Source organism: Streptomyces sp. SP18CS02 (assembly GCF_036322365.1).
In the GTDB taxonomy this organism is placed as follows: domain Bacteria; phylum Actinomycetota; class Actinomycetes; order Streptomycetales; family Streptomycetaceae; genus Streptomyces.
Genome location: NZ_JAQYXC010000291.1, coordinates 179,391 through 193,740, shown reverse-complemented (window position 1 = coordinate 193,740; position 14,350 = coordinate 179,391). Strand labels below are relative to the sequence as shown.

Annotated in this window: 9 protein-coding genes; 2 read left to right on the top strand and 7 right to left on the bottom strand. The window is 72.6% G+C overall.

Features of this window, described 5'->3' with window-relative positions; all coding sequences use genetic code 11:
* Nucleotides 1-12 precede the first annotated feature (12 nt).
* From PUR26_RS23530 to PUR26_RS23520, 3 genes are all read right to left on the bottom strand, one after another.
* The gene (locus PUR26_RS23530; RefSeq protein WP_329874652.1) at nt 13-1,467 is read right to left on the bottom strand and encodes a Gfo/Idh/MocA family protein; all 1,455 of its coding nucleotides are present in this window, start codon (nt 1,465-1,467) and stop codon (nt 13-15) included.
* A gap of 336 nt (nt 1,468-1,803) precedes the next feature.
* Entirely contained in the window at nt 1,804-4,728 is a 2,925-nt protein-coding gene (locus PUR26_RS23525) for an FAD-binding and (Fe-S)-binding domain-containing protein (RefSeq protein ID WP_329874650.1), read from the bottom strand.
* A 42-nt stretch (nt 4,729-4,770) separates the two neighbouring features.
* Nucleotides 4,771-5,220: a MarR family winged helix-turn-helix transcriptional regulator gene (locus tag PUR26_RS23520; RefSeq protein WP_329874648.1), complete on the bottom strand. Its 450-nt coding sequence runs from the start codon at nt 5,218-5,220 to the stop codon at nt 4,771-4,773.
* Between the two features lie 433 nt (nt 5,221-5,653).
* Between PUR26_RS23520 and PUR26_RS23515 the strand changes: the two genes are divergently transcribed.
* Complete coding sequence (locus tag PUR26_RS23515) at nt 5,654-7,462, top strand: ABC transporter ATP-binding protein (RefSeq protein WP_329874646.1); 1,809 nt, start codon at nt 5,654-5,656, stop codon at nt 7,460-7,462.
* A 496-nt stretch (nt 7,463-7,958) separates the two neighbouring features.
* Nucleotides 7,959-8,807 (top strand): endolytic transglycosylase MltG, encoded by an 849-nt coding sequence (mltG, locus tag PUR26_RS23510; protein ID WP_329874644.1) that lies wholly within the window; start codon nt 7,959-7,961, stop codon nt 8,805-8,807.
* Here the strand turns inward: mltG and PUR26_RS23505 are convergent.
* The 4 genes from PUR26_RS23505 to PUR26_RS23490 form a co-directional block, all read right to left on the bottom strand.
* On the bottom strand, nt 8,773-9,987 hold the full coding sequence (locus tag PUR26_RS23505; RefSeq protein ID WP_443077141.1) for an NAD(P)-binding domain-containing protein: 1,215 nt from the start codon (nt 9,985-9,987) through the stop codon (nt 8,773-8,775). The genes mltG and PUR26_RS23505 overlap by 35 nt on opposite strands.
* Before the next feature lie 189 nt (nt 9,988-10,176).
* Entirely contained in the window at nt 10,177-11,745 is a 1,569-nt protein-coding gene (gene amaB / locus PUR26_RS23500; RefSeq protein WP_329874640.1) for an L-piperidine-6-carboxylate dehydrogenase, read from the bottom strand.
* Entirely contained in the window at nt 11,742-13,085 is a 1,344-nt protein-coding gene (hglS, locus tag PUR26_RS23495; protein ID WP_329874639.1) for a 2-oxoadipate dioxygenase/decarboxylase, read from the bottom strand. The genes amaB and hglS overlap by 4 nt, the downstream gene beginning before the upstream one ends.
* Nucleotides 13,086-13,104: 19 nt before the next feature.
* On the bottom strand, nt 13,105-14,298 hold the full coding sequence (locus PUR26_RS23490) for an NAD(P)/FAD-dependent oxidoreductase (RefSeq protein ID WP_329874637.1): 1,194 nt from the start codon (nt 14,296-14,298) through the stop codon (nt 13,105-13,107).
* Between the last annotated feature and the right edge of the window lie 52 nt (nt 14,299-14,350).

Sequence of the window (14,350 nt, the reverse complement as noted above, 5' to 3'; positions counted from 1 at the left end):
CCGCGAGGGCCGTCAGGCGGGTTTGGCCGAGTCCATTCCGGACCGCGCCTTCCGCCACTCGCCCCGGGTGAAGTCCGGGATCTGCTGGGGAGCGCCCTTCGCCTTGATCGAGGCGTGGCTCAGCGGGACCGGGGCCGTCCAGGTCGCCGCGTCGTACACGTCGAAGTCCGGGACGAGCCCGAGCCGCATGCACTGCATCAGACGGAACACCATGATGTAGTCCATGCCGCCGTGGCCGCCGGGCGGGTTGGCGTGTTCCTTCCACAGCCAGTGGTCGAACTCGGCCGCGTACGCCGAGAAGTCGGCCCAGCGGTCGTCCTGGTGGTCCGGCTCGATGTAGATGCGCTCCGGGTAGTCCTCGAACACACCTTTCGTGCCGCCGAGGCTGTTGATGCGGCTGTACGGATGTGGTGTCGACACATCATGCTCCAGCCGGATCACCCGGCCCCTGGCCGTCTGCACCATGCTGATCGTCCGGTCGCTCTCGATGTACGTCTCCTTCCAGCTCGGGTCGCCGGGCGCCATGTTGGCCTCGCGGTACTCGGCGAGCCCGAGCGCGGGCGTTCCGAAGCTGCTGATGCTGACGGCCCGGTCGCCCCGGTTGATGTCCATGTAGTTGGCCACCGGGCCGAACCCGTGGTTGGGGTAGAGATCACCGCGCAGCCGGGTGTGCCACAGCCGGCGCCACGGCCCCTCGTAGTACGTCGGTGAGAACATCAGCCCGCGCAGGTCGTGGTTGTACGCACCGGCGCCGTGCAGCAGTTGGCCGAACTTGCCTGCGTGTGCCATCCGCAGCACCCGCATTTCGTTCCTGCCGTAACAGCAGTTCTCCAGCTGCATGCAGTGGCGGCGGGTGCGTTCGGAGAGGTCGACCAGCTCCCACAGCTCGTCGAGCCGCATCGCGACGGGGCACTCCACACCGACGTGCTTGCCGTTGAGCATGGCCGTTCTCGCCATCTCGAAGTGGAACTCCCACGGAGTGGCCACGTACACGAAGTCGATGTCGCCGCGCTCGCAGAGGTTCTCGTAGTCGTCCTCACCGCTGGTGTAGACGGCCGGTGCCGGCCGGCCGGCCCGGACGACCTTGGCCGACGCCGCCTCGGCCTTCGCCCGGACCGGGTCGCAGACCGCGACCACCCGCACATCGGGGACGGCCAGGAACAGGTCGATCATGCTGCCGCCGCGGTTGCCCAGCCCGACGATGCCGACCCGTACGGTGCCGCGCCGGTCGAAGGGGACACCGGCCATTGTGCGGCCCTGGCGCCGGGGTGCGGAGTCCGGGGCCGCGGCGGCCGTGCCGGGGGCGGGCGAGGCCGGGTGCCCGGCGGCGGCGGCCGTGCCGCCCAGCGCGCCGAGGCCCAGCCCGGTGCCTGCCACGCCCGCGGTGGTCCTCAGGACGGAGCGTCGGCTGGGGGTGGTGGGGGAGTCGTCGGCCGAGCCCTGGTTCCCCGGTTCTGCGTCGTTCATCGAACCTCCAGTACGTGATGTGCGTGGCTGGTTCATGAATCCCGGGAAGGACCCTGGCTGTTGGGGCTCGTGGCGCGCAAGAGCGCCGATTGGACTCTTGGAACGGGCCCATGGACTCTTCTCACCGGACCGGCCATGGGCGGGAGCCCCCGCCCGCGCATCGCCGTGACCGCGCAGGGGGGGGCGAAGACCGGCGGACCCGCGGAGGGCGCCGGTGGGCGGCACCGGTGGGTGCGTTCGGGAGGGGCGGGGCCTCCGGTGCACGGGCACACGGGGACGTACGGGCGCGCCGGACGCGTCCGCCGATCGGGCGCGGGCCGGGCCGGTGCCGCTTCCTCAGGGGCGGGTCGCGCGCTCCAGCTCCAGCAGTGCCGAGTAGTAGCGGCGGCCCGTCGCGTGGTCCATGCCGATCTCGCACATGCGGTTCGCGGACAGATGCGCGTCGAAGGACCGGGCCCGCACCTCGGCTGCCTCACGGGCCGTCGCCGACTCGGTCAGTTCCCGGTGCAGCATGCCGCGGTCGCCCGCGAAGGCACAGCACCCCGCGTCGTCCGGAACCACCACCTCGTCGGCGCACGCCTCCGCGATGACCGTCAGCCGGTCCGCGTCGCCGAGATGGTGCATCGAGCACGTGGGGTGCACCACCGCCGAGCCCACCGTGCGCCGTACGGCGAGGCGCGGCAGCAGCTCGTCCGCGGCCCAGACGATCGAGTCGATCACCGTCAGCTCCCCGTGCAGCCCGCGGTTGTGCTCGCTGAGGTACGGCACCACCTCCCGGCCGATCCCCAGCGCGCACGACGAGGCGTCGACGATCAGCGGAAGCCGTCCGCCCGCCGTCCAGCCCCACGCCGCCTCGACGATCCGGTCGGCCATCACGTGGTTGCCCTCGTCGTACCCCTTGGAATGCCAGATGGTGGCGCAGCAGGTTCCCACCACGTCCTCGGGGATCCACACCGGTCGCCCGGCCCGCGCCGACAGCGCCACCACCGCCTGCGGCAGGGACGGCCCGGAGTGCCCGTCGGGCTCGCCGAAGATCCGGTTCACACAGGCCGGGTAGTAGACGGCCACCGCGTGCGTCCGCTCCGTACGGGGGAGCCTGGCCGCCGCCGGGCCGGGAATCTCCGGCAGCCACTCGGGGACGAGGTCGGGCCTGACGGCCTTGCGGACCAACGCCGTCACCGATCCCGCCAGCCGGTCGCCCAGCCGGCCGGCGGCGCCCACCGCGAGCCGGGCCGACACCTCCACCACCTTGAAGTCACGAGCGGCGAGCGCCGCCGTCCGCTCCTCGCGTCGTGAATTGCGCCGGTGCCGGAAGCCCCTCATGAGCGCACCGGTGTCGATGCCCACCGGGCAGGCCAGCTTGCAGGCCGAGTCGCCCGCACAGGTGTCCACGGCGTCATAGCCGTACGCCGCGACCAGCGCGTCCTCGACGGGCGATCCATGACTCTGCCGCATCATCTCCCGCCGCAGCACGATCCTCTGCCGCGGTGTCGTCGTCAGGTCCTTGCTGGGGCAGGCCGGTTCGCAGAAACCGCACTCGATGCACGGGTCCGCGACCGCCTCGACCTTCGGAATCGTCTTCAGACCCCGCAGATGGGCCAGGGGATCGCGGTCCAGGACGATCCGGGGGGCCAGGACGCCGTCGGGGTCGATGGCCTGCTTGGTGCGCCACATCAGCTCGGTCGCCTCGGGGCCCCACTCCAGTTCCAGGAACGGCGCGATGTTGCGGCCGGTGGCGTGCTCGCCCTTGAGGGACCCGTCGAACCGTTCGACCGTGAGCCGGCAGAACTCGTCCATGAAGGCGGCGTAGCGGTCCACGTCCGCCGGATCGGACGCGTCGAAGGCCAGCAGGAAGTGGAGGTTCCCGTGCGCGGCGTGCCCCGCGACGGCAGCGTCGAAGCCGTGCCGCGACTGCAGGGCCAGCAGCGCCTCGCACGCTTCCGCGAGCCGCCCCGGCGGCACCGCGAAATCCTCGGTGATCAGCGTCGTACCGCTGGGACGGGATCCGCCGACCGCCGTCACGAACGCCTTGCGAGCCCTCCAGTAGCCGCCGATCGTCGCGGTGTCGCGGGTGAACGTGTTCGTCACCGACGCGACGGGGGCCACCAGCTCCAGCGACCGGAGCAGCCGCTCCGCCGTCCGCTCCCGGCCCTCCAGAGTCACCCGGTCGGGCGCGCGGAACTCCACCAGCAGCGCCGTCGTGCCCCGGGGCAGCTCCGCCCAGTCGGCGGGCACCCCCTCCACGCTCACGGAGGCACGGAGCGTATGGCCGTCCATCAGCTCGACGGCCAGCGCCCCGGCCTCGGTGAACAGCGGCACGGCCGCCGCCGCGGCCGGCAGGGAGGGGAAGAAGAGCATCGCCGTGGACACCTCGCGGTCCAGGGGCAGGGTGTCGAACACGACCTCGGAGATGAAGCCGAACGTCCCCTGGGACCCGACCATCAGTCCCCGCAGGATCTCGACGGGTGTCGAGCCGTCCAGAAAGGCGTCGAGACGGTAGCCGTTGGTGTTCTTGATCTCGTACTTGGCGCGGATACGGGCCGTCAGCGCCTCGTCGGCCTCGATCTCCGCCTTCAGCGCGAGCAGTTCCTCGCACAGCTTGGGCTCGGCGCGTGCCAGCTCCTCGTCGGCGGCGGGGTCGCCGGTGTCGACGACCGTGCCGCTCGGCAGGACGAAGGAGAGCGAGGAGACGGTCCGGTAGGCGTTGCGGCGGATGCCGGCCGTCATGCCGGACGCGTTGTTCGCGACGACACCGCCGATGGTGCACGCGACGGCGCTCGCCGGGTCGGGACCCAGCACCCGGCCGTACCGGGCGAGCGTGGCGTTGGCCCGGGCGACGGTGGTGCCGGGCAGTACCCGGGCGCGGGCGCCGTCGTCAAGGACCTCGATCCCCGCCCAGTGCCTGCGCACGTCCACCAGGATGTCCTCGCCCTGCGCCTGGCCGTTCAGGCTGGTCCCGGCCGCCCGGAAGACCACCTCGCGGCCCTTGCCGTGCGCGAACGACAGGATCGCCGAGACGTCGTCGATGTCCTCCACGACCACGACCACCTGCGGTACGAACCGGTAGGGGCTGGCGTCCGACGCATATCTCACAAGGTCGGACACGTGCCACAGCACCTTGTCGGGCCCGAGGACCGCGATCAGCTCGTCGCGCAGGCTGCCGGGGGTGCCGCGTGCCAGCAGGTCCGGCACCCGGTCGGGGGAGGGGGCACGCTCCGGGCCCGGGCGGAAGGCGTCCGGCTTGGGCTCCAGCAGCGGCATGTCACGGTCCCCTCGTCGCGGACGCGGGGACGCACGACGGCCTCAGCAGCCGCGCTCCGGCACACCGTCGACCAGAGCGGACAGCAGGCCGCCGAGCACCTCGCGCTGTTCGGCGGTCAATGGAGCCAGGATGTCCTCTGCGGCGGCCCGGCGCGCGCTGCGCAGCTGCCTCAGCGTGGCGCGGCCGGTGTCCGTGAGCTCGATCCGCACCACCCGGCGGTTGGCCGGATCCGGAGCGCGGCGCACGCGTCCGCTCGCCTCCAGGCCGTCCACCAGGCTCGTCACGGCGCGCGGCACGACCTCCAGCCGCTCGGCCAGATCGGCCATGCGCGGTGGCCGGTCGTAGTGCGCCAGGGTGCGCAGCAGCCGGGACTGGGCCGGGGTGATGGCCACGTCGGCGGACTCCAGCTGCCGCTTCTGGCTGCGGTGGATCCGACGGGTCAGCCGCAGCAGCTGCTCGGCCAGCAGTCCGTCGGGGTCGGGGGTGTCCATGGCCGGAATGGTATCAGGAGGATGTTCATTGTGAAGTACGGTAACAGTGAGCTATGCTCTCAAAGGGTCGAGCGGGTCACGCCGTAGGGCGCCTCTGCGGATGCGCCCCTCCGTCCTGACTGTGTCCCGGCTCGCTCCGCCCTCGCGTGCTCTGATCTGATTTGCTCTGATCGGACTTGTGCGCTGTTTGCTGTGTTCTGGCTTGCTCCGTCCTGTCCCGGCCGGGTCGGCTTGATCGGGCCCCGCCCGGGTCGGCTCGGCCGAGCTGCCTCGCTCAGGCGGCCTCGCCCGGGCCGGCTCGCTCACGCGCCATCGCTCGTGTTTTGCCCTCATCATCGAAAGGTGGCCGGTCTGCGCGCCCGCGACGATCGCCGCCGCCGGCCGCGGACGACCGGCCCGCGGGTCCCACCGCGCTCGACCATCGAAGGAGCCCATGCGTATCCACGCAGAGTCCACCTGGACGCCACCACCCGCCGGACCCGACCAGCCACCGGCCCAGATCCGGCGCATCCTGCGCCTCTTCCGGCCCTACCGGGCCCGGCTGGCCCTGGTCGGCCTGCTCGTCGGCGCCTCGTCGCTCGTCTCGGTCGCCTCACCCTTCCTGCTCCGCGAGATCCTCGACACCGCGATCCCGCAGGGCCGCACCGGATTGCTCAGCCTGCTGGCGCTCGGCATGATCCTCACGGCCGTGGTGACCAGTGTCTTCGGCGTGCTCCAGACGCTGATCTCCACGACCGTGGGCCAGCGGGTCATGCACGACCTGCGCACCGCGGTCTACGCCCAGCTCCAGCGCATGCCGCTCGCGTTCTTCACCAGGACCCGGACCGGCGAGGTCCAGTCCCGCATCGCCAACGACATCGGCGGCATGCAGGCCACCGTGACCTCGACCGCGACCTCGCTCGTCTCCAACCTGACCGCCGTCGTGGCCACCGTCGTCGCGATGCTGGCGCTGGACTGGCGGCTCACCGCCGTCTCGCTGCTCCTGCTGCCGCTGTTCGTGTGGATCAGCCGGCGTGTCGGCCGTGAACGCAAGCGGATCACCACCGAGCGGCAGAAGCAGATGGCCGCCATGGCCGCCACCGTCACCGAGTCGCTCTCCGTCAGCGGCATCCTGCTCGGCCGCACCATGGGCCGCGCGGACTCCCTGACCACGTCCTTCGCCGCCGAGTCCGAGCGGCTCGTCGACCTGGAGGTGCGCTCCTCGATGGCCGGCCGGTGGCGGATGTCCACCATCGGCATCGTCATGGCCGCGATGCCCGCCCTGATCTACTGGGCCGCCGGCCTCGCCCTCCAGTCGGGCGGACCCGGCATATCCGTCGGCACGCTCGTCGCCTTCGTCTCGCTCCAGCAGGGCCTGTTCCGCCCGGCGGTGAGCCTGCTCTCGACCGGCGTGGACATCCAGACCTCGCTCGCACTCTTCCAGCGGATCTTCGAGTACCTGGACCTTCCCGTCGACATCACCGAGCCCGAGAAGCCTGTCCGGCTGGAGAAGATCCGTGGGGAGGTCCGCTTCCAGGACGTCGACTTCCGGTACGACGACAAGAGCGGCAGCACGCTCGACGGGATCGATGTGACCGTACCGGCGGGGGGCAGCCTGGCCGTGGTCGGACCCACGGGCTCCGGCAAGTCCACCCTCAGCTATCTGGTGCCCCGGCTCTACGACGTCACCGCGGGCCGGGTCACCCTCGACGGGGTCGACGTGCGGGACCTGGACTTCGGCAGCCTCGCCCGAGCCGTCGGTGTCGTCTCCCAGGAGACGTACCTCTTCCATGCCTCCGTCGCCGACAACCTGCGCTTCGCCCGGCCCGACGCCACGGACGAGGAGATCGAGGCCGCCGCGCGGGCGGCGCAGATCCACGACCACATCGCGTCCCTGCCCGATGGGTACGACACACTGGTGGGCGAGCGCGGGTACCGCTTCTCCGGTGGGGAGAAGCAGCGTCTCGCCATTGCCCGCACCATCCTGCGCGACCCGCCCGTCCTCATCCTCGACGAAGCGACCAGCGCCCTCGACACCCGGACGGAACAGGCGGTGCAGCAGGCGATCGACGCGCTCTCCGCCGGACGCACCACCATCACCATCGCCCACCGGCTCTCCACCATCCGGGACGCTGACGAGATCGTGGTGCTGGACCGAGGACGTATAGCCGAGCGCGGCACCCACGACGAACTGCTGGACCGGGACGGCCGCTACGCCGCGCTGGTGCGCGGTGACGCGGAGCTCGCTCCCGCTGCGCCATGAGCGGGCGCGGCTGACGGCGTCCCTCACGGGGCGCGGCTGCCGAACGGCTTCCGACGGGGCGGAGGCGCCGGGGAGCCGGCCCCCGGCAGGGCGCCAGCCGGCAGGACGCCATCCGGCTGGGCGCGGGTCTACGGGCGTACGCGGGGACGAACGGCGGCGCCGCCGCTCCCGTGGGACGGGGGAGCGGCGGCGCCAGGGACGAGTGTCAGACGAGCCAACCCACGAAGTGGACGACACCGGCGAGCAGGTTGGTGAGGAAGTTCATGGCGGTGCGTTCTCCTTGTGCATCGTGCTGTGTGGGACTGCGCAATCGCGGTCTGCAGCCCTTCGCTTGCGCACCGTAAGCATCCTGCGCGACGGGCGAACGAGTGAGGGAAAGGCGACGCGATCACACGTTCCAGCGAACATCCGATCCCGCGTTCGCGTGTTCGGCGCCGACGTGCCCGTGGTGCGAGCGGTGCCGCACGCGGCCCGGGCCCCGGGTTAGCGTGCCTCCATGGTGAACGAGCCCCCATGGGCCGGCCCCCGGCGCAGGCCCCGTACGACGCGGCGACGCCGCTGGATCCTGGCCCTGGCCGCCGCTGTGGCCGTCGGCGTGGCCGCCGCGGTGCTGGTGCCGTTGTTGCTGGTGAAGGAGCCGCCGGAGAAGCCGAAAACCCTGCTGGTCCCGGAGGGCTGGCGCGCCACACAGGTGTACGCGGCGGTCGACAAGGTCCTCGGCGTACCGGCCGGGACCACGCGGAAGGTGGCCGCCGACGGCGGTCTGCGGCTGCCTGCGGACGCCCAGGGCAACCCCGAGGGCTTCCTCTTCCCGGCCACCTATCCCGTGACCTCCACGACGACTCCGGAGAGCCTGCTGCGGTACATGGTCAGCACGGCCGACCGGCAGCTCGGGGCGGACCGCCTCGCGGCCGGGGCACGGCGCAACGGCGTGAGCCCGTACCAGACGGTGACCATCGCCAGCATCGTGCAGGCCGAGGCCGACACCGCCGAGGACATGGGAAAGGTGGCACGGGTCATCTACAACCGCATCGCCCGGGGCATGGCCCTGCAGATGGACTCGACCCTCAACTACGCGCTCGGCCGCTCCACCCTCGACACCACCCGGTCCGACACCAGGATCGACAGCCCGTACAACACCTACGCGCGCCAGGGGCTGCCGCCGACCCCGATCGCCAACCCCGGCGCACAGGCCGTTCGGGCGGCCGTCGATCCGCCGCCCGGCGACTGGCTGTACTTCGTGACGGTGAAACCGGGGGACACGCGCTTCACCGACAGCTACGCGGAACAGCAACGGAACGTCATGGAGTTCAACGAGAACCGCCGGGCGGCGACGGCCGGCTGACACCTCGGCCCAGGGCCGCCGGTATCCGCTCGGCGGCGCTCGCCCCTCGGCCGGCCGCCTCCGCCGGTCCGTCCGCCACGGGCAGGCCCTTCAGCAGACGCCCGATGTCGTGAACGGCGGTCCTGCCCGCCCGGTTCGCGCCGATCGTCGACGCCGAGGGGCCGTACCCCACCAGATGGACGCGCTCGTCGCGTGCCGCGCGCGTGCCCTCCAGCCTGATGCCGCCACCCGGCTCCCGCAGCCGCAGCGGGGCCAGATGGTCGATCGCGGCCCGGAACCCGGTGGCCCAGAGGATCGCGTCGGCCTCCACCGCGCGCCCGTCGTCCCAGGCCACTCCGGTCGGGGTGATCCGGTCGAACATCGGCTGCCGGTCGAGCACTCCGCGCTCACGGGCGCTTCTGATGGCGTCCGTCAGCGGCAGACCCGTCACGCTCACCACGCTCTGCGGCGGCAGCCCCCGTCGTACGCGCTCCTCCACCAGGGCGACCGCGGCACGCCCCTGCACCTCGCCGAACGGCCCCTCGCGGTAGACCGGTTCCCGGCGGGTCACCCAGGTCGTCCCGGCGGCCACCTCGGCGATCTCCATCAGATGCTGAGTGCCTGATGCCCCGCCGCCGACCACGATCACCCGCAGCCCGGCGAACGCCTCCGGGCCGGGGTAGTCCGCCGTGTGCACCTGCCGGCCGCCGAACGTCTCCTGGCCCGGATAGCGCGGCCAGAACGGCCGGTCCCATGTGCCGGTGGCGTTGATCAGGGCGCGTGTCGTGTACGTCCCCTCGGAGGTCTCGACCCGCAGACGGCCCTCCTCGCCCTCCCGTACCGCGGTGACGTCGACGGGCCGGTGCACCCGCAGGCCGAAGGCGTCCTCGTACCGGGTGAAGTACCCGCCGATCACCTCGGCGGAGGGACGGCTCTCGTCCGCGCCGGTCAGTTCCATGCCGGGCAGGGCGTGCATCCCGTGCACCTTGCCGTACGTCAGCGAGGGCCAACGGAACTGCCATGCCCCGCCGGGGCGCGGTGCGTGGTCGAGGACGACGAAGTCCCGGTCGGGCGCGAAACCGGCGCGCCGCAGGTGATAGGCGGCGGACAGACCCGCCTGGCTGGCACCGATGACGACCACGTCCACGGACCTGTCCCGCACGTCTCGCACCCCAAAGCTGTTCACGTCTCCACCAACCATGGGGCGTGCACGGATCTTCCCCGACGGGGCCGGGTGTACCGGGGGCCAGGGGCCTGGGGGACCGGCCCGGTTCTTCCCTCTTCGACCGGCCCGGACCCTCTTCGGCCGGCCCCGAGCGGGCCCGCACCGGCCCCCAGCCGGTGCGAGCCGGCCCCGAGCGGGCCCGCTCGCACCGGTGACACGCCAGAGCTAGCCGAAGTTCACTCCCTGGGCGAGGGGCAGGTCGTCGGAGTAGTTCACGGTGTTCGTCGCCCGCCGCATATAGGCGCGCCAGGCGTCCGAGCCCGATTCACGGCCGCCGCCGGTCTCCTTCTCCCCGCCGAACGCGCCGCCGATCTCGGCGCCCGAGGTGCCGATGTTGACGTTGGCGATGCCGCAGTCGGAGCCGTCGGCGGCCAGGAACCGTTCGGCCTCGCGCTGGTCGCGGGTGAAAATGCTCGACGACAACCCCTGGGGTACGCCGTTGTGCAGGGCGATCGCCTCGTCGAGCGTGCGATAGGTGAGAACGTAGAGGATCGGGGCGAAGGTCTCCCGGCGTACGACATCGCTCTGCGCGGGCATGCGCACCACCGCGGGCCGCACATAGGCCGCCTCGGGTGCCGCCTCGGCGAGGACGCGCTCCCCGCCCACGAGCACCTTCCCGCCGTCCGCCTGCGCCTGGGCCAGCGCGTCCGCCATCGACCGCCGCGCCCGCCCGTCGATCAGCGGGCCGACCAGTGTGCCCGCGTCGTACGGATCCCCCACCGGCAGCTGCCCGTAGGCGTGCACGACCTTCTCCACCAGCCGGTCCACCACGTCCTCGTGGACGATCAGCCGGCGCAGCGTCGTGCAACGCTGGCCCGCCGTCCCCGCGGCCGAGAAGACGATGCCGCGCACGGCGAGGTCCAGATCGGCCGAGGGGGCGACCACGGCCGCGTTGTTGCCGCCCAGTTCCAGCAGGCAGCGCCCGAACCGCGCGGCGACGCGGGGCGCCACCTCCCGCCCCATCCGCACCGAACCCGTCGCGCTCACCAGCGCCACGCGCGGATCGTCGGCCAGCCGCGCGCCGGTGTCCCGCCAGCCGACGACCAGCCGGTGGACCGCCGAGGGGGCCGCGCAGTCGGCGACGGCGCGGGCCAGCAGCGCGTCGCACGCGAGCGCCGTGAGCGGGGTCGCCTCCGACGGCTTCCACACCACGGTGTCACCGCAGACCAGCGCGACGGCGGTGTTCCACGACCAGACGGCCACCGGGAAGTTGAAGGCGGAGATCACCCCGACGACGCCCAGCGGATGCCAGGTCTCCGACAGCCGGTGACCGGGCCGCTCGGACGCCATGGTCCGCCCGTACAGCTGCCGCGACAGACCGACCGCGAAGTCGCAGATGTCGATCATTTCCTGGACCTCGCCCAGTGCCTCCGAACGGATCTTCCCCGCTTCCGCGGTGACCAGCTCGGCGAGGTCCTCCTTGTGCTCGGTCAGCAGTTCACCGAGCCGCTTGACCAGCGCGCCGCGACTGGGCGCGGGGACCGAGCGCCACTGCCGGAACGCCTCCTCGGCATCCGCGACCGCCGCGTCCACCTCGGCGGGCGGGGAGGCGGGCAGCCGGTACAGGACGCCGCCGGTCACCGGAGTACGGGAGACGATCCCGTCGCCCCCGGCGGCCGTCTCCAGGCCTGCGCCGGCGGTCGCGGCCCGCGGAAGCCGTGCCCCGCAGCGCAGCAGCGCCGCCTCGGCCCGGCCCCGGAGCTCGTCGGTGGTGGGAAGGGACGAGAGAGTCATACGGTCTCCTCGGGAAGGTCGAGAGCGGTCAGGGCCCGCGCCAGCGAGCGTTCCTGCTGTGCGGCGCAGAGGTCGAACGGGTCGTGCACCGGCCGTCCCATCGCCCCCGCCAGCCACTCCTGGTCGTAATGGGCGTCCGGCAGCCCCGCACTCCGGGTGCCGGAGTGGTCGAGGTTCGACTGGAAGATCCCGGCGGCCGACCGGGGGAGGAAGTCCTCGTAGACGATCGGCCGGGCGGCGAGCCAGCCCCCGTCGAGCAGGCCGGCCAGGTCGTGCGGTGGGCGCATGCCGTCGCGCGGCCGGTCCGGGACGGGTTCGTACGTGAAATACGCCTGCCGCCCGACCGCCAGCTCGCGTTCCGTGCGGGGGAAACGGGCCGTCCACACCTCCGCGGGCTCGGCGATCAGGTCGTCGTACAGCGCGCGGCCCGCGCGTGTCAGGGCGATGCCCCGTGCCTCCACCTCGCCGAACCGCACCCGCAGGGAGCCGCGCGTGACCCGGCCGTCCGGCTCGCGGAAGGAGCGGGCCTCGGCGAGTGCCCGGAAGGAGGTCTGGCGCAGCAGCACGGCGGGGCCGTCCCAGCGGGGCGGCCCCTGGATCCGGTCGATCATCGTGACGCCGAGGTCCGACATCCGCCGGTACAGCTCGTCGATGTCGAGCACCCGGGGCGTCAGGTGGTTGATGTGGGTGCTGCCCACCCCGCCGATGTCCGCCGCCACGGCCGACACCCGCTCCAGCTCCGCGTACCAGGCCCGGTCCACCGGCTCCGGGGACAGCTCGAAGGCGGCCACCGCCAGTGTCAGGAAGCGCTCGGCCCGCTCCGGCGGCAGTCCGCCCTCCCGCTCGGCATGTTCCGCCAGCGCCAGCAGTTCGGGCGGGAAGAGGACGCGCCGGGCCAGGAACGCGTCGAGTCGCCCGCTCAGTTCCTCGTCGAAGAACCGCCGATCGCCCGAGGTCAGCAGAGAGGTGAAGACCCGGAAGGGATTGCGGGCCAGTTCCGGCGCTCCGACCGGCCGGAAGGCCGTGGAGACCACGGGTACGGCGCTGGCCGCCGCGTCCCGCAGGTCGTAGAACCCGACCGGCTCCATCCCGAGCGCTGCGAACACCTGTGCCACCTGGCGCAGCTCGCGCGGGGTGCCGACCCGGATGGCACCGTGCCGTTCGGCGGTGACCCGCTCGATGCTTCCCAGCCGCTCCGCCGCGGGCCCGCTCCCGCGGAGCACGTCGTCGTTCACCTGCCCCGCGGCCTCCAGCAGCGTCGTGTACGCCGGGACCTCGGCGCCGTACATGTCGGAGAGCCGACGGGCGAACGCGGCGCGCAGCCGCCAGGTGGGGACCATGGGGGACCTCCGGGGGCGGTCAGATGATGTGGGCCTCGGGGCGTACGCCCGAGGAGGCAGGCCCGTCGAACCGGTCCGCGGCGAGCGGGCCGACGTCGAGGAAGGGCGTCCGGCCGAGGTACAGGTCGCGCACCACCTCGCCGACGGCGGGCGCCTGGAGGAAGCCGTGGCCCGAGAACCCGGTGGCGTACAGGAACCGTCCGGAGCCCGGCGCCTCGCCGATCAGGGCGTTGCGGTCGGGCGTCATCTCGTACAGCCCCGCCCATCCACCCCTCACCGGTACCCCGGCGAGGGCGGGGGCGCGCCGGGCCGCCGCCGCGCGGAAGAGGTCCAGCCACTCCTCGCTGTACTCCCGCGCGAACCCCGGCCGTTCGTCCGGATCCGAGAGGCCGAGGACGAGTCCGCCGGCGCCGTCACCGTGGAAGTACAGGGTGGATCCGTAGTCGAGGGTGAACGGCACCCGAGGGGGCGGCGGGGACAACGGGCCGGTCAGGGCGATCTGTCTGCGCAGCGGTGTGACCGGCAGATCGAGCCCCGCCATCGCGCCGATCTCCCGGGACCAGGCACCCGCCGCGCAGATCACCGTCCCGGTCCGGACGGTCCCCGCGGTGGTGCGCACCGCGCGGACCTCGCCGCCCGACGCGTCGACGCCGGTCACGGCGCAGTGGGTGCGCACCGTGGCGCCGAGGGCCCGCGCGGCGCGCAGATAACCTCCGACCGCGGCGCCGGGCAGGGCGTACCCGTCGGACGGGCACCAGGCGGCGGCCACGATCGAGCCGGGATCGAGGTACGGGCACAGCGCGTGCGCCTCGCGGGGGGAGACGATGCGGCTGGGCACCCCGAGCCCGTTCTGCACCTCCACGCCTTCGCGGAAGGTCTCCAGCTGCTCGTCGTCGGCGAGCAGGAAGAGGTAGCCGACGTCCCGCAGTCCGACATCGGCGCCCGGGCGCTCGGCGAACGCCCGCCACGCCTCCAGGCTGCGCTGCCCGAGACGGATGTTGAGCGGGTCGGAGAACTGGGCACGCACCCCGCCGATCGGTTTGCCCGAGGAGCCGGACGCCGGTGTGTCGCGCTCCACCAGCACGACGTCCGTGACACCTGCCTCGGCCAGATGGAACGCGATGCTCGCGCCGATCACACCACCTCCGACGATCACCACAGCGGCGGAGCGGGGCAGCGGAGCCGTACCGGAAGCAACAGCGTCGGTCGCCATGGGGAGATGGTGACGCGTCCCGGCTCGTCGCGTCCATTGACACTTCCGGCAG